The following is a 20,281-nucleotide window of genomic DNA, read 5'->3' on the forward strand; positions in this document are numbered from 1 at the left end:
CGCGGATACCAGCTGAACCGGAAGAGCGAACTTTCCGTCCGACGCAAACATCCCTGGATCTTCAGCGGAAATCTTTCTTCGGCAACTTCCCCCTTTGTCAACGGACAGTGGTTGAGCCTTTTCTCCACGGAAAATTTACCAGTAGCAACCGGAATTTATTCGGACATAGGTCTCGTGGCAATTCGGGTGATACAATTTTCACCTTCTTTTTCCAAGGAAAAAATTCGAGAAAGTTTAATCTGCGCCTTACAAAAAAGAAGCGAACTTAGAAAAACCACTAACGCATATAGAATTTTACACGGAGAGAACGACTTCTTTCCGGGAGTTACGATCGATCGATTAAACTCAACCTGGGTCGTTCGGATTTATTCATCCTCCTTGCTCGCGTATGGACGATGGCTCGTTTGGAATCTCTATGATATATGCAAAAATTCTAAATTAGGAGAACCACAACCGAAACGAATTTTATTCGATCCCGCCGAAAAGATCGGAGACGACAGGTTCGTTTTTCGAAGACACAATTCCGGAGACACATCGACAACTTCCTTCTCTTCTGGAATATCCGATTTTCCCCGAAGTTTCACCCCTTCGACACCGAATCTCAAAACCGAAGAAAATAATATATTACTAAAATCGAATTTATACAATACGACAAAACGGATCAAAGAGAGGTTTTGGAGAGGAAAGTACGAACCAATCAAGATGAAAACCGGCCCAACAAAAGACAGCCAGAAATTTGTTAAACGAAAAGATAAGTCTGAAAAAGAACCTCTTCGGATCCGAGAAACGATCCAACTCTACGGCATCCAATTTCCGGTTGAACTCCCGGGACAAAAGGGAGGCATCTTTTTAGACCTTAGAAACCTGCGCAGATTTCTCCTCGAAAAAAAAGAACTCAGCAAAGATAAAAACTGCCTTCATCTTTTTTCCCATACTGGACTCACGTCGATTTGTATGGAAGTTGCGGGGGCAACTTCCGTTCTCTCCGTGGACGGCTCAAAACAGGCTTTGGATTCTTTTCAAAGAGTTTTGAGTTTAAGGAAGAAACGCGAAAGCGACTGCAAACATAAATTCGTTCAGAAAAATCTTTTCCAAGAATTGGAAGATATTCTCAAGGACAAAACATTCGGGCTGATCGTAATCGATCCTCCCAATCTCACACCGGACGCAAAGTCGAGACAAAACGCACTCAGATCCTACTCTTATCTGTTCGGGAGTTGTCTTGCGTCTTTGGAAGAATCGGGAACGATCATTCTTTGTTCTTGTTCCGGAAGAATTCGGTCGGAAGAATTAGAATCGCTCGCTCAGAACATTCTAAAAGCAAAAGGCCGGACATTTGAACGTTTTACGAGTTTAAAACCGGAAGCGGATCATCCGATAAGAAAAAATTTTCCGGAAGGAAATTATTTTAAGGTGCATATCTATGAAAACTGCAAAAAAAACTGAACCTCAGCGATCGAAAACGAATTCACTGAAAAAGTTAGAACGCCCCTCCCAAAGTCACAACGCGATCATCGTAGCAGGTTCTTATAAACTACTCGATTCCGGGGATTTTCGAAAACTCGAACAAATCGGTCCTTATACGATCATTCGCCCTTCTCCCGTTTCCGCCTGGCCCCCAACAAGGCCGAATTTATGGAAAAACACCGACGGAGAATACGTCCGTTCGGACAAGGGCGGTGGCGCCTGGAACTGGCACAAAAAAGTAGACGAAGAATTTTACATTCAAATTTTAGAATATTCTATTAAAATTAAGTTCACCCCCTTTGGACACCTCGGAATCTTTGCCGAGCAGTTGGAAAACTGGAAAAAAATCCAACAGCTTTCCTCCGGACTAAAAAAGGAAGAGGAGGTTTTAAACCTGTTCGCGTATTCGGGAATTTCCACCTTGGCAGTGTTAGACGGAGGGGCTTCGGCGTGTCATCTGGATTCTTCCAAAGGAATGGTGGATTGGGCGCGGGACAACGCTAACGCTTCCGGTCTCGCGGACAAAAAGGTCCGTTGGATGGTGGAAGACGTTTTGAAGTTTTTAAAACGGGAAATCAAAAGAGGCAAAGATTATCGCGGTTTTATTTTGGATCCTCCTACATTCGGAAGAGGAGCGAGTGGGGAAGTTTTTAAGATCGAAAAAGATCTTCCCGAACTCATGGACCTTCTGATGCAACTCTGCGGAAACAAACCGGACTTTATCGTTCTCACCTGCCACTCCACAGGTTTTAGTTCATTGGCTCTTCAAAGAATTTTAGAGGGAAGAATTCGCAACAAAGGTCGTTTTTATCTTGGGGAACTTTCCATCCCGGAAGAAAACGGAAGACTTTACCCCGCCGGTTCGAATTGTATTTATGTATCGGAGAGACTTTCGCTTTGAACTGGGAAAGGGATATTTCATTTTTAGAGATCACCAGTTTTTCGAACGAGAAACTGAAACATATTTCCAATCTCAAAGAAAAAAAACACAGGGAAACTTCGGGGCTTTTTTTTATCGAAGGGTATCGCGAAATTCTCAGAGCGCAAAAATCGGGTAAGGTTCGGTTTCAAAACGTACTCTATTCTCCCGAATGTTTCCTTGGTGAAAACGAATTTTCTCTCATCCATTCGATCGGAGCCAAAAACATCAAAGTTCCTAAAAAGGTCTTCGAAAAAATTTCCTATAGAGATAGGCCGGACGGGCTTATCGCAACCGCACATTTTTTTCCGATAGGACTGGATTTTTTTGAGAGAGAATCAAACACATTCAAAAAGTTGAAACCGATTTTAGTCATTGAAGGCGTGGAAAAACCGGGAAACCTCGGGACGATCCTTCGAACCGCGGAAGGCGCGGGGTTCCATACGGTAATCGTCGCCGATCCGAGACTGGATCTGTTCAATCCGAACGTGATCCGCGCTTCCACCGGAGCTTTGTTCACTCTGGACGTTTATCTCGGAGAAGTCGAAACGATCTACGAGATTTTGAAGAAAAATCATTATAGAACATTAGCCGTAACACCGGAGGCAAAAAAATTTTACTTTGACGCGGACCTCAAAGGAAAGATCGCTCTCGTCTTTGGATCGGAACAATACGGACTTTCTTCTTACGCAAGAAATTATTCCGACGAATATCTTTCTCTTCCTATGTTCGGGGAAGCCGATTCTCTCAATCTCGCGATGTCTGCAGGAATCTTAATGTACGAAGTTATTCGACAGGGTTCCCAAACGTGAAAATTACATATTACGTTAGCGGTCACGGATTTGGTCATATCAGCCGATCCATGGAAATCATCCTCCATCTACTCCGTAGTTTTCCCGATTTGGAAATCGATCTCGTAACCGTTCGGGAAAAATTTTTAAACACACTTTCTCTTTCGGAAGAGGATTCGACGAACTTAAAACGCCTACAAGTCCGCAAAAAAGTCGTGGACGTGGGAATGATTCAGAAAGATTCTCTTTCCATCGATATTCGCGCCACAGAAGAAAAGCTCAAGGAATTCGATTTAAAAAAACAGTATATTCAAATTTCCGAAATAGATTCCTGTCTTGACTTCGAAACAGAACTCATCATCTCGGATTCGGCTTCTCTTCCTTTTATGGTAGCGGATAAGATAAAAATCCCTTCCTTATTCGTGGGAAATTTCACTTGGGATTTTATCTACTCCGGTTACATTAAAGAATCTCCCGTTTTTGAACGAACCGCAAAAAAACTCTACGAGGAATACTATCATGCTACGTTCGGTTTACTTCTTCCTTTCGCCTGTCCGGCACCTTCCTTACCGGAACAAAAACAAATCGGACTCGTAGGAAGAAGGCCGCACTTGAATAAAGAAGCAGCAAAAGAACTTTTCCAACTTCCCAAAGATAAAATTCATCTTCTGTTTTCGTTCGGAGCGTACGGAGTGGAAACTTCCCGATTTCACTGGGAACAATTCGATCCGGAAAAATATACAATCGTTCTTTCAGGAACGGATTTCGATTTAACACAAATTCCCGAAAAACAAAAAGATAGTATTGTTCAATTTTCCGGAATTCATTACCCGGATCTTTTAACCGCTTGCGATTACGTGATCACCAAACCCGGCTACGGAATCATGAGTGAATCCGTTTATGCGAAAACTCCTCTTCTTTACACAGATCGAGGTAATTTTCCCGAAATTCCTTACCTTCACAGAAGTTTGAACGAAGAGATTCCTTCGGCTTATATTTCCAACGAGGAATTATTCTCGTTTCGATTTGATCTTTCGATTGCAAACGTTCTCTCTTGGAAGGGAAACCCTTCGTCTCTTTTTCAAAGGGATGGAAGAGAAGATGTAAAACACGCGGTTTCGGTTTTTTTGAAGTCGCTTTAGTAAATCCGCTTCCAACTTCGAGTACTCTTACAATTCCTTTTCCTATTAACAAAACTCATTGAACATTAAAAAAGTTTGTTAATATTTTATACGCAGACTAAAAGGACATTTAACTTGAGGAAATCCCTGTAAAAAGCATATCCCCATTGCTAAGTAACGTGAGTTCGGTATAACAAAATGCGAAAGCGATTGTAGTGGAAATTCCAAAGGAATTGGAGCGAAAAGCGCGGTCGCGAGCCATTTTATCTATGAAATTCGCGAGCGATTCGCCCAAACTTTCTTACGCCGAACTCACGTTAAGTAAGACCGCCAGTTTTTCATTCTCATCAACACAAGACCAGACGATGCAATCATCTGTGAAAGGTGTATAGAAAAAACAATATTTTTTAAAAAATATAGCACCTTAAAGCCCCAACTCCAATAACTGAGAATTCTGTCATAGTCAATTCGCGCGTCGGAGGCCGACGAAGTACAAAAGCACAATTATTTCAGACAACAGTCTAAGCTCTCCGACGTTGCATCTCCAAGCGCCTGTAACCAACCCCACAAGTTAGGAGGATTTTGGAATAAGAAGGATCAAAAACGCAGATCTTTCAAGTGTTCCGACGTGTTAGTGATTAGGGGTTAGATTTTAGGACTTTACATTATGTACAATAAAACGCAAGTGTTCCGACAAGAATGAGGCTTTTTACTTGCAAAAAGTATGATTTTCTGATAGAGAAAAGTCTCCCGAGTTTTCCCGCCTATTTCGCGACCCGTAGAAAGCGAAATAGAGTTATTCTCCTCTCCCCACCACCCAAAATCAGGGGAAACTCAGGCACAACGCTTCCTGAACTCAGCAAACACCTTCCTATGGGTCGGTGCTTAGGGCGCGAAAGGTATAACTCAGCAGAACGCTTCCCATGGGGCGCGTTCTGGGGCGTAAGTTACACAGAGGATTTGTCGTAATTCCGACAGATTTATCTTGAGATCCAAGTACTTGTGGGGTTGGTTATGGTAAGCGCCTGTACGCGCGGAAGAATTGGCACAGATTTAAGTAACGAACGTCTTGCAAAGACCGAGTGACAAAGCGAATGTGCGAAAGCCGGAGTGAGGGTTGCAGTAGTAATCCCGAAGCGAAAAGAGAAGCCGCGTTATGCGTTCGTTTGTGCCCCACTGTGGTTTCTCCTCACGTATGTTTTCTATAGTGAAGAGCAACGACGCCAGATTGAAAAGTTTCCGAACCAAGAAAGTCCAACCGAAGACTTTCCTGCGGCCTCACGGTATCGAATAGCCGTGGCCCTTTTCCTGCAACAACCGGATGAACCACGAAACGATACTCGTCAATCAAATCGCGTTCCGAAAGCTGGGACGCAATGCTCAAACTGCCCGCGAAAATGTCCTTTCCGGGCTGTTGCTTCAACGCAAGCACCTCTTCTACAATGTTTCCCCGCACAAGTCTCGTATTCGTTTCCTCAACCTGTTTCAATGTAGTGGAGAATAAAACCTTATCGAGTGAGTTGAATACTCGAGCAAACTCATTACCTACTTCTGACATCGATTGGTCTTTGGCGACTTCAGGCCAAAAGGGCACCATGAGTTGATATGTGATTCGGCCATAAAGGATGAGACTTGCAGTACGCAAAAGATCTGTGAAATACTTGTGCAGCTCCTCGTCGGCGATCATGTCCGTGTGGCTACAAAACCCGTCGGTAGTAATATTGATCGCAAAAACAATTTTTCTCATAGATCTACTTATATGGTGTTCACTGAAAAGTTCAAGCACCAATTCATCGACTTTTGATAATCGAATACAGCGACGGGCATGACGCCTAACGAAATAGTCTCTTCGACATTGTGTCTCCAAGCGCTTACGCGCGGAAGAATTGGCGCAAGATTTGAGTAGCGAACGTCTTGCAAGTCGAAACGACAAAGCAAATGTGCGGAAGGCCAAGCGAGGGTTGAGAAGCAATCCCGAACGGAGCGAGGCGTCTGTTGAAAAAGAGATGCAAAATTTGTGAAGCTGTTAGATTTGCGTAATGGCAAAGTTCAAGAATACGGACCCGAATCAACTTAGGATGCATGTTTTAGACTTTCAGGAATTATGCGGAGAGGGACATCCGATCCACGGATTTAAGAAAGTTATAGATCGTTTAGATTTTGAGAATTTTGAAAAGAATTACCAAAACGATGAAACAGGTCGACCTGCAATATCACCTAAGAAAGTAATTTCAGCACTTTTCTATTCGATATTAATCGGAAATCTCTCGATGAGAGAACTCTGTAGTTTATCTCATCCAACTTCGCATCTGGTCCAAGTATCTATTACTCTTGATCGTTTTTACGTTCAATATATCCGCGTATGTTTACGATCGATACGACTCGAAGTTTAAAACGAACGAAGTACGGGCATCGCTCGTTGTGCACGCTCCCGTAAAAGAGGTATGGAAACAAATCACTTCTCCATTTGTATTCGGTGAAGCGGATCATTTTTTCTTTCGCAACGGAATTTCATATCCTGTTTCCATGAATCTTATTCAAGAAAACGCGCGTTCTCTTCTGGCCGTTGATTACAGCAACGGCGCAACGATCGCAGCCGTAACTACACTAGTTTCTTATTCGCCCAAACTTTCTTACGCTGAACTCACGTTAGTTACAACTCGCTACGTCAATAGTCTCGGCCCTAAGTTTTATTGGAAGCTCTTGGGCGGACTATCTCATGGATGAACTGCATCAACACGTATTGCATAAAATCAAACTAAAAGTTGAAGAGAAGAATGACCTAAAATGACAACATTTGTCGAAAAGTCGGGTAGGATTTATTTCGATAAAATCGCGTATCAAAGAAGGTTCTTTAATCGATTTTCGACGAGCTATTGGTTTCTAAACATTTTTTCATTCGGTTTGGCGAACCAAGCGAGAAGACGTTCGCTTGCCGAGTTACGAATTCGAGAAGAGGGAATCGTTTGTGATTTGATGTGCGGAGACGGCAGCAATATAGGAATTCTACGGAAATATTACCGATGGAAAGATCATAGGGGTCGACATATCCGATCGAATGATTCAATGTACGTGGAATCGTTTCGGGGAATTGGATACGGTCTATTTGATCGAAAATGTTCTTTCTTCCTCCGTTCCATCCGATTCTTGCGATGCAGTCAGTTGCACTTTCGGATTAAAAATTTTACCTCGCGAGCAAATGGGCATTCTTATCTCCGAGGTGGATCGGATTTTAAAATCTTCAGGCACATTCGTTTTTATTGAATTATCAAAACCGAAGAATGAAATATATTAGAGTTGTTGTGTTTCTAAAAAGGATTTTTTTGGAATAAGCCGTAAGAATTATAAAATTTTTCAACAAGTTTGTTTTTTGGCTTAGACACATTTAAAAAAAGAATTTTCTCTAAAACTTTTCTTGATCTATCAATTCGTTTTTATAAAATTTCGTCTGCGAAGGTTTGCTTTGAATCTGTAGATACGTATTCAAGCGAATCGGGCCAATCTTTTTGGGATATCAAAAATTCATCCTATCGGTTTTCAAAATTCGAAGATGTATTGAAGAACTTGCTCCAAAAAGCGCTTGAGGCTTGTACGAAATTGCTTTGAAAGAGAGTATTACAGAATTCGAATGGGAAAAATTTCATAGAATGAGGAAGCGATTGGAAATGAAACATTTATTAAATAAACTATTTTCTTTTTGGAAAAAACTTCCCCTCCGGACTCGCAGGTTTTTGGAAATTATTTTCGTTTTGATTTTTTTTGTAAAACTCAGTTTTGTGTTTTTGATTTTCTGGAAAGCCCCTCGTTTGTCGGGAGAGCTGACGGTGCCCGGACTTACCAAACCCGTTTCTGTCGTCCGAGATTCCTACGGAGTTCCTCATATTCGATCCGAAGATTCCTCGTCCGCCTATTTTGCGTTAGGTTACGTAAGCGCAAGCGATCGTTTGTTTCAGATGGAAATCCTAAGAAGAGCGGCTAGGGGCGAATTATCCGAAGTTTTAGGGGCCGAATTGGTTCCAGCCGACACTTTTTTAAGACAGATGCTATTAAAGAGAACTGCGGAAAAGATGTTACAGGAATCCGTAAAAGGCAACCCTCAAATTTTGAAAGAATTGGATTCTTTTTTGGAAGGAATCAATTACTTTTTAAAAACGGAATCGCTTCCGATCGAGTTTACGATTCTGGGATATCAACCCAAACCTTTCGACCGACTCGATGTGCTGAGCGCTCTTTCTTTATTATCTTTTTCTTTTGCGGAGGCCCTGCGGAACGATTCTCTTTACACAATTTTAGAAAGAAAACTTCCGAATCGAAACATCGCCGAGTTATTTCCAAGACACGATACCGAAGATCCGTTTTCGATTCGAGAGAATCAACCTTCCTATTCCCCTAAAAGATTAACCGAAACTCGAAAAAATTTTTTCCTCTTAGCAGAAAAATCCAAATTCGTAAAATCGAACGAACTTTCCGATTTCGGTTCCGTAATCCAAAGAACGAATCAGATCCTAGAAGAACTTCCTTTGTTTCTGGGAAGCAATTCCTGGGTGATCGGTCCTTCTAGATCAACGACCGGCGGTGCAATTTTAGCAAACGATCCGCATATCGGTTACGGTAATCCCGGAACTTGGTATGAAGTTCATTTGATGGCGGGAAATTACGAAACGTACGGATATCACCTTCCTATCTTTCCTTTTCCAATAATCGCGCATAACGCAAAAAAAGCTTGGGCATTGACTATGTTGGAAAACGACGACATGGATTTTTATGAGGAGGTCCTACATCCGACAAAACCGAATTTTGTAAAAGAAAAAGGAAATTGGGTTCCGGTTCAAGTTTTCAAGGAATTGATTCCCGTCAAAGGAGAAGAGGCGCGTGAAATTACGATCCAAGTAACCTCTCACGGTCCGATCCTCTCCAAACCGATAGCGGGATATTCGGGTCCAGTTGTCTCTCTCTATTGGATTTTTCATCATATTCCGGCTCCTGTTTTGGAAACTGTTTATTCATTGGGACGTTGTTCTTCTTTGCAGGAGTGTTCTGGAGTTGTTTCAAAGCTGCCTGTTCCCGGTTTGAACATCTCTTATGCGGATGCGAGCGGCAACATAGCATGGTGGAGTGTTGGAAGATTTCCGATTCGTAAGAATAAAACCAATACTCGCAAAATTTTGAATGGAGCTTCCGGAGAAGACGACGTAATCGGTTATCTTCCGTTTGAACAAAATCCAAAGTTGATCAATCCTCCAGAAGGAATTATTCTCACAGCAAATCATCTACCTACCTACGAACTCAAAGGTTATGGAAAACCCGAAGGTTATTGGCAAGAATCGGATCGGGGAAGAAGGATCTACGAACTTCTTTCCCAGAAAAAAAATTGGTCCGTGGACGATATGAAAAAAATCCAGACCGATATTCATTCTTTTTCCGCAAGATCCATCGTTCCTTTGATCTCTTTGGAGCTCGAGTTGGATAAAAATTGGTCCGGAGTATTCCGAGAAGCTCTGGACGTCTATCGAAAGTTCGACGGGGAAAACACATTGGATTCGCCCGGAGCCACGATCTTCCATACGCTTAACCAATTTGTAATGTTAAATTTATGGATGGACGAATTCGGAGAATCGAATCTTCAAGTCTTCGGTCAAACTGCGGAACGTTGGAATTCTTATAAATCGATTCTTGCTAATCCGAAGTCTGATTTTTGGGACGACCTTTCCACTCCGGATCTTCAAGAAACAAGAAGAGATATTCTCATCCGTTCCTTTGCACAAACGGTTCGTTATTTGTCCAAAGAATTCGGCGGTTCTCCCTCTTCTTGGAAATGGGAAAAGGCTCACGAAATCACGTTTGAACATCCGATGGGAAAAGTTCCCCTTCTCGGTTTGATTTTCAACCAAGGACCGTTTCCCGTCGCTTCGGGAGAAGCCGTGGTCAATCTAATGAATCAAAAAGAAATCAATCCGAAAATGACACCTCGCGTGGGACCTTCCAAACGAAGAATCATCGATCTTGTGCATCCAGAAAATTCTTGGTCGGTATTACCAACGGGAAATTCCGGAAATCTGGGTTCTCCTTTTTACGGCGACCAGATTCAAATGTTTTTGAACGGAGAACACCGCACAATTCGATTTACACAGTCTCAAATCGAAAAGGACTCGAAGTACGTATTGAAATTTGTACCACGGTAAAAAATCAGTTTTTCTAATATATATGGTTCAACATTTCTGGTAGAAAAAATTAAATATGTTTGTTGATTGAAAATTCGAACCCAAATTCTACCGAACCAAGCGGAAGATTATAGCTGATTTCTTTTAAGATTTTGGGAAAAATTCTTCAGACATCATATGAGATCCCAATGAAGATCCGTAATTTCTCTCTGTTCTCGATTTGGTAAAATATAGTTTAGAATATTCTGAAATACGAATTTATTTTATCAAATGGAATACGGCTTTGCGGAAGTCGCTTCGGAGAAAAACGTATCGCATTCCAGGATTTTAATTGGTTTGCAGATCGAATCGGGAACCGTTTTGTAGTCTCCGCCGGTTACTGTATTTTTCCCTTGTATTCGATTCGATTCGAATCTGAGCGGAACCTAAGATAGGATCGGCGGAATGAAAACTGATTTTGACTCCGTTTCTATAAATTGCCTGACCGTAACGAAGCGTTTCTACATTCGATTTTTTTCCAGACGTTTTTTGTAAGTGAAAGTCCGGATTCGACACAAAGATAACAGCGAGTCCCTTTTCTAATATGATCAGAATGAGTGTGCCTGAAAATCGCTTTTGGAGATTTCCTTTTATGAATTCGCGTATACATATTGCGGAATATAAAGTTCTACTTCTATAAGATGATCATTTCCATTGACTCCATAGAAATTCTTTATCAAATTGGATGAAATGTATTTCTATGAGCAATGAAGAAAAACTAAAAAGACTCGATCTCATTCAATCCGAGGTATTCGCGTGTAAACTCTGCAAACTCCATACGACCCGCACTCGAACGGTTTTTGGAGAGGGGAATCCAGATTCGGAAGTGGTTTTCATCGGAGAGGGTCCCGGTAAACAAGAGGATCTTACCGGCCGTCCTTTCGTGGGCAGAGCCGGTGAACTACTTACAAGAATCATAGAAAAGGGAATGAAAGTTCCGAGAGAATCGGTTTATATCGCGAACATTGTGAAGTGTAGACCGACCGTGGACATGAAATTCGAAAAGGACAGACCTCCCGAAGACGAGGAAACCAGAGCCTGTGCCCCGTATCTTCTGAGACAACTTGAAATCATTCAACCGAAAGTGATCGTAACACTCGGAAATCCTTCCACAAGATTTATCTTAAATACAAAAGAGGGAATTACAAAACTCAGAGGGACCTGGGGAACTTTTTTCGGAATTCCTGTGATGCCTACGTATCACCCTAGTTTTGTGATTCGCAACGGCGGAGAGAACAGCCCTCTCAAACGCGAGGTCTGGGAGGACATCAAGAAGGTTATGGATCTGCTGGGTTGGAAGTGGTCCTAGTGATTTCTATTTCTTTCAGCCAATCGGCGATTCTTTGGTAAATGTCGGAAGGGGCGTCTTTATAGGCGAAAAGTCCCAAATGATCATAGTCGATCGACATCCCATTATCCCTTCCCACTTCCCAGTACTCTTTTTTCCCTTTTTTTCTTTTATAAGTCGGATGAATACTTTCCGTCGGAGATACATTGTCGATTCTTCCTCCGATAAAAAGGGAAGGGAAATTCGTAGATTCAAACGGCTCCCAAGTTTTCGGATTTTCCTCCAAAGTAGGCAAGTAGTTAAAAAGATTCTGATATACAAATAAAATCGTAGGATCGTCTTCGTCGAAAGAGATAAAACGTTTGCAGAAACTATCCTTGTTTTTGCATGAAACACTTAAGTCGGTTCCGAACCTTTTTTCGGTCTTCATTTGTTCGATAAAACTATCGTTGTATTTATAGTCCATTCCAGTTCCGAGAAAAAACGCTTTGGAAATATCCGGTATCTTTTTGGCTTTGAAAGAATGTAATATCGCTTGTCCTCCCAAAGAAACCCCGCCGAGAATATATTCCTTTTGACCGGTGACTTTTTGAATTCTTGCGATAACATCCGGAATTAGATTTTCCCCCACTTCCTTGAGATTTACGGATTTGTAATCTTCAAAGTGTAACAGCCAAACCGAAAAGCCGTTTCCGTTTAAAACTCCGATTAATCCCGATTTGTCTCCTAGATATAAAACCTTTTTGTTGATAAAAACTGGATCCACGAGAAGGATCGGAGGATAGTGGGAGTTTTCATAGGAAAAGGTGGTTAGGAATACATTTGGCCCTATGTTCGCGGTTTGTGACGTGAATTTCTGTTCCGTAATGACCACATAACGTGTGCAGCTTACAAATGCGGCCACAAAAAATACGATCACCGCCAATTTCATGTTCGTAGGTTTCATTTTTAAATCCAAAATAAAAATTAGTTTCTCTTATTCAACCAAGCTACGAGAGGAATGAAAACATCCTTATCGGCATTCTTTCCGACAATCAAATCCATGTGACCATAATCTTCGGAATGATTGTTCGCTCTGGATACGATAAAAAGGGTTTTATCTTCGGAGGAAATTGTATCATAAGCGTAACGAAGAGAATAGGCCGTTCCGATCTTGTCTCTTCTTCCCGCAATCAACAAAGTCGGAATTTTAATATTCTTAAGTCCGTTTGAGTAGGAAATTTTACGATCCAAACTTCGAAGTTCTCCGCTTTCTACAAGATCCTGAAACTGAAGGACTTCCTTCTTTGTTCCCGGATTGATCGAAGTCGTTTTTACTCCCGAAAGAATCGAAGAATCGATATTGGGTTCGTGCCAAAAAACCTCTTTGAGGAATTTTTGGGGTAGAAACGGAATTCCCGTCGCTCCTTCGATTCCAATCCAAGTTTCGGAGGGAACGACGGGCAAAACGTTCGCCAACCAAGAAAGGGAAACCCAACGTTTCAGGGCGGAACTCGGGGAATCGAGAATTGCGGAAGAACCGATCGCAACAAAATTTACGATTCTTTTTTCGCCAAGGCTCCCAATTCTCGAATAGATGATCATACCACCCATACTATGACCAATCCAATTGACCTTATCTTTTCCGGTAGAATTTAACACATGTTTAATGGCTGTGTCCGCGTCATACTGAATATAGTCGTCCGTGCCGTAGGAGAAAGTTTTATCTCCGAAAAACAAAGAAGGATAACCCGCGTCCCTTCTCCCTCTCAAATCCAACAGCCAAACGTCATAACCTTCTTTTTGAAGTCTTCCGACGATGGAGCTTTTCTCATTGATCTTCATATAGGTTCTATTGGCTATTGATCCGTGGCATAGTATAACCGGATATTTTTTGGAAGGGGAACCAGGTGCTGGTGGAAAATGTTCCAACGTCAGATCCCAACCGTCTTCGGTTTTAGGATGATGAATTTCACCTTGAAGTTGTATACTTGCCTTGCATTGGGAAAGGAACGTTCCCAGGAGGAGAATCAGAAAAATTCTTCGTATAGTAGCGTTCATTAGAAAATCAAACTATCCTCCGATTCGAAGAGGGGCAAGTAGAATTCTTAGACGATCTAGGAGCCTTCTTTCCTAACTTTGAAACCCGTTTTGAGATATTTGTCGATTTTCGGTTTGATCACATAATGACAGTAAGATTGTTCCGGATTGGTTCTGAAATAATTTTGGTGATAATTCTCCGCAGGATAAAATTCTTTCAGCGCTTCCACCTGCGTTACGATCGGATCCGAAAAAAGTTCTCCGGCTTTTTGTATGGATTCTTCCGCTTGTTTTTTTTGTTCGGGAGAATGGTAAAGAATAATGGATCGATACTGAGTTCCTACGTCGTTTCCTTGTCGGTTTAGCGTTGTAGGATCGTGAGAGATCCAAAAAATTTCGAGAATTTCGAAATAACGAATAACCTTCGAATCGAAAGTGATTTGAACCACTTCTGCGTGTCCCGTCGTTCCCGAACATACGGAGCGGTAGTCCGGATTTTTCGTCTGTCCGGCCGCATATCCGGATACGACGGACTCGACTCCTTCCACCATCTGATATACGGCTTCGAGACACCAAAAACAACCGCCGCCTAATGTTGCTTGTTCCATACTTACAACCTTACCACAAATTCCGTTCGATGTGGGAATCTTCGAGAGATTTTCTTTTGTTATTTTACTTCCGTGCAACCGAAATTCGAAACCAAAGTTTAGATTTTCAGGGAAATCGCAAAAACGATAAATTTTTCCTCTTTGGATTTGGATCGATCACGATCAAAAACCGCATCATAAGAACGAAAATAACGTCCTTCCAGCCGAATCATTGCGTTTTCGTTTGGAATATAATCGAAGGTGACTGTGGCACCCGAAGTTAAAAATCCGTTTTTCGTGCCGGTTTGAATAATCGTCCGCTCCGGATCAAACATTCTTTCTAAACGCAAAGAAGTTCTGAATTTCTCGACCGGTCTCAGAGTTATCCAAAACGTTCCGTGATACCATTGTCTATAAGCTTGAACGCCCGGATCGGGTACCCTTTGGATTCCAATGTCACCCGAGCCTGCCACGATGATGTATTTTGTGAAATGATATTGAAGTATTAAATTATTATAATATCTTGTTTGCCTAGATTGATTATCGGGGGCCTCGTTTCCGACAAAAGTGTTGTGCGTGATCTTGAACTTATCCGTAACTTTATAATCGATTTGAGTTCCGATCGCTTTATCCCGATTTGTTTCGGTGATATTCGACCAACCGTTCATCAAATGGAATTGAAAGGATAATTTATCCGAATATTGATAAGAAAGTCTGAAACCGCTCGAATAATAAGGCACGTAATCTAGAGCGAGTGCCCTCGAATAATTCCAATTATTCTGAGAAATCCAATTTTCGAGTCCTATATTTCCGAAGTAAACTCCTCCGTCGAGCCAGAGATTTTTTGCGAGTTTGATTCCGGCATACGCTTCTTGAATGTTTCTTACGGAAAGTTCGTTAGAATTTTTTTCCGAACTGACTTCGTTTTTGTAATTCGCGTTTACAGAATTTCCAAATTGGAAAGCGACTCTGCCCCGATATTGATCCGTTTCGATTTTCCCGTCTACATAAGCAAGATTGATATTACCTTCATCCCAGCGTGCCGGTTGAGTGAGATATCGATTGTCCCTTGAATTGGAACGATACGGATTGTGTGCATAATACGAATCTATAAAAAAACCGAATCTGGGCGGATATTTGTTTATCTTCTGTTCTTCGGTTTCCTTTTTGGGAACGTCTTCTGGAAATTGGGGTTGTGTTTGCGCCGAAATTTGCGTTTTTGTTTCCGGTTGTTTGAAGGAATCCGAATTTTTTTCTTGAGAATACAACGGTGCAACGTAAAGAGTCGTCCATAAAAAATAAATCAACGCGGCGTTTTTGCGTTTTAAAAACAAACTAAGGTCGATCCGCTTTTTCTTTCGGAAACATTTGAACTTTGTAAGACTTCGTTTTTGAATCATGATTCCAAGTCGTTAATAACAAAACGCTGTAGTTCCCGCAGATTGCGTCTCTTTGGAGAATTTATAGGTTTTCGAATCGTATTTTCACCGTTAAATCAACACCCTTGAGGGCGAGTTCTGAAATTCTGCACTTGATGCCTTTAAAAATCCAGCTAAAAAGAAAGATCAATTCCGAATCGATTTTGGTCTATGTTGTCGAAGTATGAAACACTTTCGAAAGGTTTCGCCAAAATTCATCGATACAATACAATTATACCAAAAGGACCCCATAAAAACTTTATCTGAGATTTGGAAAATGGCGTAGATTCTCGGTTGTAGGGTTGTTAAAAAGAAGACAAAGAAAAAACGCGTGCTCATTTTGAATCGCACTTGAAACCAATTTAGAGTAGATTGGAGTTCCCTACAAAACGAATCGAGAGCGCAACGATCCTTTTGTTACGCTAAAAATGTAGGGGCTATTACAATTTTCCTTTTCTCGGCCTTTCCGATCTTTTATACTGACTAAGTCCCAGGAGACTCTATGATTCAAAACAACTACTTTTCGGATAACCAAGATATCCAGAATCATTTTGAGCACATTCTTCCCTGGACTGAAATCATACTCGATTACGAAAACGAATTCCCCGATTTTTCTGACGGAGGACCGACAAATCCATCCGAAACAAAAGAATATTATAAAACTCTTTTAAACACCGTAGGAGATTTAGCCGGAAATATTCTTTCTCCGCATGTAGGGAAACTCGACAGAGAAGGACTGAAATTCAAAGATGGCAAAGTCGAATTTCCGCCCAAGATGCTCGAACTGGTTTCCAAAGTCGTAGAAGCCGGAGTTCAAGCTTACGGATTTTCGAGAAAATACGGCGGACTTGGTATACCTTGGACCGTGAAATCTTTTATTTCCGAAATTTTCTACAGAGTGGACACATCACTCGCCATTGCCATTGGATGTGTAAATCTCGCCGAAATTTTGGAACACCATGCGGCTCGGGAAATGAAAGAGGAATGGATTCCGAAACTTGCCGCTGGAAAATTCGTTTGTGCAATGGGGCTTACCGAACCCGATCACGGTTCTGATCTTTCTAATCTTAGAACCAAAGCCACGAAAGATAAGGACGGAAATTGGGTGTTGAATGGAACTAAACGGTTCATTACACACGGTTGTGGGTTCGGCGACATCCCTGCCATTTTATTGACTTTGGCACGTTCGGGAAAAACAGGTTCCGGTGCAAGGGGACTTTCGCTTTTTCTAGTTCAAAGCAAAGATGTTCAAATTGCGGGAATTGAGCGTAAACTAGGGCTTCATTGTTCTCCTACTTGTGAAGTAGTCTTCGAAAATTCTCCCGGACTCTTGATCGGGGAAGAAGGTCTCGGACTCGTAAAATATACGATGGGAATGTTGAACGGAGCGAGAATGGGAATCGCACAACAATCCACCGGACTTGCAACCGCAGCATATTATGAATCCGTAAAATATACAAAGGAAAGAATTCAATTTGGAAAACCTTTGATAGAAATTCCTGCGGTAAAAAAAATCATCGATCGAATCGAAAGGGAAATGTATGCGATGCGATGTCTGACTCTGGAAGGTTCCCGAGTCATGGATCGTTATTATTGGAGAACGTTTCGTCTTAAAAAACAAGGAGCTACCGAAAAAGAAGCAAAGGATGACACCGTCGTGCACTATTGGGAAAAGATCGCAAATATACTTACTCCGATCAGCAAATTCTATTGTTCCGAAACCTGTTTGAAAGTGGTCAACGACGCGCTTCAAATTCACGGAGGTTCTGGTTACACCGAAGACTATGATATTTCTAGAATTTATCGTGACGCAAGGATCACCACGATTTATGACGGAACCTCGCAAATTCAAGTCAACGCGTGTATCGGGGGAATCACTTCCGGTTTGACTCATTCGTTCGGAGAATATATTTCCGAACTCGTAAATCGATCGAATTTCCCTCTTACTCATAAATTGTTTCGCGAATTTCAAGAGTTTGTATTCCTTTACAAAAATTTTTCAAAAAAAGAAAATAAGGACATGTACGCGGAAGAAATCGTTTTTACTTGTTCCAGACTTTTAGCGGGAGTCCTGCTCGAACTTTCCTGTAGAAGACTCCCGGAAGAAAGAAAACAAGCCCGACTCAAACACACGAAAGATTATCATCTTGATACTCTTTTCTTTCTGGAAGGTAATCTTGCAAAATTAAAAGAGGCGAACTGAGTTCCTATTTAAACGAATAGTTTTCCAAGTCACTCTGTTCGTTACAGCCCAAAGCTCCCACTTCAAGCCCTTCCATCGCCAGACGGAGCTTTCCTTTTAAGTTTGTATTTAAGAATTGACTTAATTAAATTAATGCTTTAATATGGTTATATGAATGCTTTTGCTGCTCTGGCAGATGATACGAGAAGAAAAATTGTGAAATTGGTGGCCAAGAACGGAGAACTTACTTCGACTGAAATAAGCCAAAATTTTAAAATGAGTCCACCCGCTATTTCACAACACTTAAAAGTATTAAAAGAGGCGAAAGTTCTTCACATGAAGAAAGAGGCCCAAAAACGTATCTATAGCCTTAACGACTCGGGGATGAATGAAATGGAAAATTGGCTACTAGATATTAAAAACCTATGGAATAAACGCTTAGATAATTTGGATAAATATATTTTAAAAATAAAAAAGGAAAAATCCCGTGATAAAAAATAACGTTGAGACAATCATCGAAGGTAACAAAGTCATTTATAAAAGATACTTTGATGTATCAATCGATCTTCTCTTTGAGATATGGTCATCTCAAGAGCATCTTTTGCAGTGGTGGGGACCGGATGGCTTTACATTGACGATTAAAAGTATGGATTTTTCAAATGGTGGAATTTGGGACTTTATCATGCATGGTCCTGATGGACACGATTATAAAAACAGAATTCAATTTATAGACATTGAAAAACCTCATTACATTTACTATAAACATCTTGGTGACGGCGAAGGTGCTGAGGATGTTGATTTTCAATCGAAAATTATATTCGAAGAAGCTGGTGAAGGTACAAACCTAACAATGGAACAGATTTTCCCGAGTAAAGAAGAACTTGAAAGAGTTAACAACAAATACGGTGCAATTGAAGGTGGTATTCAACATATTGGCAAGCTTGGTAAATATTTGGAGGCACTTAAATAGGAACATAAAATTACTACGGGGATATTTAATGTATCTCGCGAAATTCCAGCGAATATGTATAGGTTTTTCACAAAAATATATAGATTCTGGTTGATATGTATAAAAAATTAATATTTTTATGCATATGGTAACCGATCCATGAATTCTGGCTTTGTATTGGAAGAGCTACCTCCGGCATGTGAGCTGGAGACCAAGGCGGTTTTGAAGAAGGTTTCCGTCGCCCAACGGTATCTTGCGGAATTGAAAGGAGTTTCTTCCAGTATTCCGAATCAGAATATTTTGATTCATGCTCTTTCCTTGCAGGAAGCCAAAGACAGTTCCGCTGTGGAAAATATCATCACCACCCACGACGAACTTTTCAAAGAGGAAATTTTTCCGAACGAGACCATTCATCCCGCTGCTAAAGAGGTGGGGAATTACGCATCCGCATTACGGAAAGGGTTTCAATTGGTAAAAGAATCCAAGCTATTAACGGGAAATCATATCCTTGTCATCCAAGAAGAGTTGGAAAGAAATAAAGCCGGTTATCGAAGATTGCCCGGAACCGATTTGAAAAACCAACTTACGGGAGAAGTGATTTATACTCCTCCGCAACATTTAGAAGAAATAAAAATCCTAATGAAAAATTTGGAACATTATATCAATGACGATGATTTGTCCGATACAGATTTTTTAATCAAAATGGCTGTGATTCACTATCAATTTAAAAGCATCCATCCGTTTTACGATGGAAACGGTAGAACCGGAAGGATCTTGAATATTCTTTATCTGGTATTAAAGGATTTATTGACACTTCCAATTCTGTATTTAAGCAGATACATCATTCAAAACAAAATCCAGTATTACGAACTTCTCCAGGGAGTCCGAGACAAACAAGATTGGGAATCTTGGGTTTTATTTATTCTCACGGGAGTAGAGGAGACAGCAAAACAAACCATTGAAACCATCCAATCTATCAAACAGGTCATGATGGATTATAAACATAGAATCCGGAGTTCCTGTAAATTCTATAGCCAAGACCTGATCAATAATTTATTCTATTATCCTTATACAAAAATAGAATTTATAGAAAAAGATCTGGGAGTCGCTCGCCTCACCGCCGCTAAATATCTGGAAGAACTTTGCAAACTAGGGTTCTTGAAAAAACAAAAATGGGGTCGATCCAATTATTATATCAATTTGGGTTTATATGAGATTTTGGTTGGGTGAGAGTTGTTGGATTAACAGATATCTGCGATTTTCAAGGAGGCAGGCAGCCGCTAAAGGATGAATGGAGGTTCATTCAAAACCGAGTTATGTTCGGATGCTTCAAATTCGCG

General features: G+C 41.1%; 17 protein-coding genes and 2 pseudogenes. 13 read left to right on the forward strand and 6 right to left on the reverse strand.

Features of this window, described 5'->3' with window-relative positions:
- Window positions 1–12 precede the first annotated feature (12 nt).
- From LEP1GSC062_RS01825 to LEP1GSC062_RS01840, 4 genes are read left to right on the forward strand one after another with little or no spacing between them, the layout of a single operon-like run.
- Window positions 13–1,446 (forward strand): class I SAM-dependent rRNA methyltransferase, encoded by a 1,434-nt coding sequence (locus LEP1GSC062_RS01825; protein ID WP_170875486.1) that lies wholly within the window; start codon window positions 13–15, stop codon window positions 1,444–1,446.
- Window positions 1,424–2,368, forward strand: a complete 945-nt coding sequence (locus LEP1GSC062_RS01830) for a class I SAM-dependent methyltransferase (RefSeq protein ID WP_020983276.1) — start codon at window positions 1,424–1,426, stop codon at window positions 2,366–2,368. Before LEP1GSC062_RS01825 ends, LEP1GSC062_RS01830 begins: the two co-directional genes overlap by 23 nt.
- Window positions 2,335–3,198, forward strand: a complete 864-nt coding sequence (locus LEP1GSC062_RS01835) for a TrmH family RNA methyltransferase (RefSeq protein WP_078124142.1) — start codon at window positions 2,335–2,337, stop codon at window positions 3,196–3,198. Before LEP1GSC062_RS01830 ends, LEP1GSC062_RS01835 begins: the two co-directional genes overlap by 34 nt.
- A complete protein-coding gene (locus tag LEP1GSC062_RS01840) occupies window positions 3,195–4,319 on the forward strand; it encodes a glycosyltransferase family protein (RefSeq protein ID WP_010576470.1) in 1,125 nt (374 codons plus the stop codon). The genes LEP1GSC062_RS01835 and LEP1GSC062_RS01840 overlap by 4 nt, the downstream gene beginning before the upstream one ends.
- Window positions 4,320–5,487: 1,168 nt before the next feature.
- Here LEP1GSC062_RS01840 and LEP1GSC062_RS01845 read toward each other — a convergent pair.
- On the reverse strand, window positions 5,488–6,045 hold the full coding sequence (locus LEP1GSC062_RS01845; protein WP_010576471.1) for a dihydrofolate reductase family protein: 558 nt from the start codon (window positions 6,043–6,045) through the stop codon (window positions 5,488–5,490).
- Window positions 6,046–6,337: 292 nt separating this feature from the next.
- On the opposite strand from LEP1GSC062_RS01845, the pseudogene LEP1GSC062_RS01850 reads away from it, so the two are divergent.
- The 4 genes and pseudogenes from LEP1GSC062_RS01850 to LEP1GSC062_RS01870 all read left to right on the forward strand — a co-directional run.
- Window positions 6,338–6,613, forward strand: a pseudogene (locus tag LEP1GSC062_RS01850) (transposase); the annotation flags it as partial.
- A gap of 16 nt (window positions 6,614–6,629) precedes the next feature.
- Window positions 6,630–7,025 carry a hypothetical protein gene (locus tag LEP1GSC062_RS20820; protein WP_010577144.1) on the forward strand — a complete coding sequence of 132 codons (396 nt, stop codon included), beginning with the start codon at window positions 6,630–6,632 and terminating at the stop codon, window positions 7,023–7,025.
- A 60-nt stretch (window positions 7,026–7,085) separates the two neighbouring features.
- Window positions 7,086–7,581 (forward strand): annotated as a pseudogene (locus LEP1GSC062_RS01860) (class I SAM-dependent methyltransferase); the annotation flags it as partial.
- Between the two features lie 382 nt (window positions 7,582–7,963).
- Window positions 7,964–10,480, forward strand: coding sequence for a penicillin acylase family protein (locus LEP1GSC062_RS01870; RefSeq protein ID WP_039940934.1), 2,517 nt, complete (start codon window positions 7,964–7,966; stop codon window positions 10,478–10,480).
- A 306-nt stretch (window positions 10,481–10,786) separates the two neighbouring features.
- Here the strand turns inward: LEP1GSC062_RS01870 and LEP1GSC062_RS01875 are convergent, their stop codons facing one another.
- Window positions 10,787–11,014 (reverse strand): hypothetical protein, encoded by a 228-nt coding sequence (locus LEP1GSC062_RS01875; protein WP_010577139.1) that lies wholly within the window; start codon window positions 11,012–11,014, stop codon window positions 10,787–10,789.
- Window positions 11,015–11,198: 184 nt separating this feature from the next.
- Here LEP1GSC062_RS01875 and LEP1GSC062_RS01880 point away from each other — a divergent pair, with 184 nt between their 5' ends.
- Window positions 11,199–11,807, forward strand: coding sequence for a uracil-DNA glycosylase (locus tag LEP1GSC062_RS01880; protein WP_010577138.1), 609 nt, complete (start codon window positions 11,199–11,201; stop codon window positions 11,805–11,807).
- Here LEP1GSC062_RS01880 and LEP1GSC062_RS01885 read toward each other — a convergent pair.
- The 4 genes from LEP1GSC062_RS01885 to LEP1GSC062_RS01900 form a co-directional block, all read right to left on the reverse strand.
- On the reverse strand, window positions 11,776–12,732 hold the full coding sequence (locus LEP1GSC062_RS01885; protein WP_020983189.1) for an alpha/beta hydrolase: 957 nt from the start codon (window positions 12,730–12,732) through the stop codon (window positions 11,776–11,778). The genes LEP1GSC062_RS01880 and LEP1GSC062_RS01885 overlap by 32 nt on opposite strands.
- 20 nt (window positions 12,733–12,752) lie before the next feature.
- Window positions 12,753–13,826: an alpha/beta hydrolase gene (locus LEP1GSC062_RS01890; protein ID WP_010577136.1), complete on the reverse strand. Its 1,074-nt coding sequence runs from the start codon at window positions 13,824–13,826 to the stop codon at window positions 12,753–12,755.
- A gap of 56 nt (window positions 13,827–13,882) precedes the next feature.
- Window positions 13,883–14,413, reverse strand: coding sequence for a peptide-methionine (S)-S-oxide reductase MsrA (msrA, locus tag LEP1GSC062_RS01895; protein WP_039940936.1), 531 nt, complete (start codon window positions 14,411–14,413; stop codon window positions 13,883–13,885).
- Window positions 14,414–14,511: 98 nt separating this feature from the next.
- Window positions 14,512–15,792, reverse strand: coding sequence for a porin (locus tag LEP1GSC062_RS01900; protein WP_010577134.1), 1,281 nt, complete (start codon window positions 15,790–15,792; stop codon window positions 14,512–14,514).
- A gap of 520 nt (window positions 15,793–16,312) precedes the next feature.
- Here LEP1GSC062_RS01900 and LEP1GSC062_RS01905 point away from each other — a divergent pair.
- The 4 genes from LEP1GSC062_RS01905 (at window position 16,313) to LEP1GSC062_RS01920 (ending at window position 20,171) form a co-directional block, all read left to right on the forward strand.
- The gene (locus LEP1GSC062_RS01905) at window positions 16,313–18,013 is read left to right on the forward strand and encodes an acyl-CoA dehydrogenase family protein (RefSeq protein WP_010577133.1); all 1,701 of its coding nucleotides are present in this window, start codon (window positions 16,313–16,315) and stop codon (window positions 18,011–18,013) included.
- 150 nt (window positions 18,014–18,163) lie between these two features.
- On the forward strand, window positions 18,164–18,493 hold the full coding sequence (locus LEP1GSC062_RS01910) for an ArsR/SmtB family transcription factor (protein WP_010577132.1): 330 nt from the start codon (window positions 18,164–18,166) through the stop codon (window positions 18,491–18,493).
- On the forward strand, window positions 18,480–18,962 hold the full coding sequence (locus LEP1GSC062_RS01915; RefSeq protein WP_010577131.1) for an SRPBCC family protein: 483 nt from the start codon (window positions 18,480–18,482) through the stop codon (window positions 18,960–18,962). The genes LEP1GSC062_RS01910 and LEP1GSC062_RS01915 overlap by 14 nt, the downstream gene beginning before the upstream one ends.
- A 138-nt stretch (window positions 18,963–19,100) precedes the next feature.
- A complete protein-coding gene (locus tag LEP1GSC062_RS01920; RefSeq protein WP_020983199.1) occupies window positions 19,101–20,171 on the forward strand; it encodes a Fic family protein in 1,071 nt (356 codons plus the stop codon).
- Window positions 20,172–20,281 lie beyond the last annotated feature (110 nt).

The organism is Leptospira alexanderi serovar Manhao 3 str. L 60 (genome assembly GCF_000243815.2).
GTDB lineage: Bacteria > Spirochaetota > Leptospiria > Leptospirales > Leptospiraceae > Leptospira > Leptospira alexanderi.

Coding starts and splice junctions, on each gene's coding strand:
- msrA (WP_039940936.1), bottom strand. CDS start 14,413: ATGGAACAAGCAACATTAGGCGGCGGTTGTTTTTGGTGTCTCGAAGCC.
- LEP1GSC062_RS01910 (WP_010577132.1), top strand. CDS start 18,164: ATGAATGCTTTTGCTGCTCTGGCAGATGATACGAGAAGAAAAATTGTG.
- LEP1GSC062_RS01890 (WP_010577136.1), bottom strand. CDS start 13,826: ATGAACGCTACTATACGAAGAATTTTTCTGATTCTCCTCCTGGGAACG.
- LEP1GSC062_RS01845 (WP_010576471.1), bottom strand. CDS start 6,045: ATGAGAAAAATTGTTTTTGCGATCAATATTACTACCGACGGGTTTTGT.
- LEP1GSC062_RS01830 (WP_020983276.1), top strand. CDS start 1,424: ATGAAAACTGCAAAAAAAACTGAACCTCAGCGATCGAAAACGAATTCA.
- LEP1GSC062_RS01905 (WP_010577133.1), top strand. CDS start 16,313: ATGATTCAAAACAACTACTTTTCGGATAACCAAGATATCCAGAATCAT.
- LEP1GSC062_RS01880 (WP_010577138.1), top strand. CDS start 11,199: ATGAGCAATGAAGAAAAACTAAAAAGACTCGATCTCATTCAATCCGAG.
- LEP1GSC062_RS01870 (WP_039940934.1), top strand. CDS start 7,964: ATGAAACATTTATTAAATAAACTATTTTCTTTTTGGAAAAAACTTCCC.
- LEP1GSC062_RS01900 (WP_010577134.1), bottom strand. CDS start 15,792: ATGATTCAAAAACGAAGTCTTACAAAGTTCAAATGTTTCCGAAAGAAA.
- LEP1GSC062_RS01885 (WP_020983189.1), bottom strand. CDS start 12,732: ATGAAACCTACGAACATGAAATTGGCGGTGATCGTATTTTTTGTGGCC.
- LEP1GSC062_RS01920 (WP_020983199.1), top strand. CDS start 19,101: ATGAATTCTGGCTTTGTATTGGAAGAGCTACCTCCGGCATGTGAGCTG.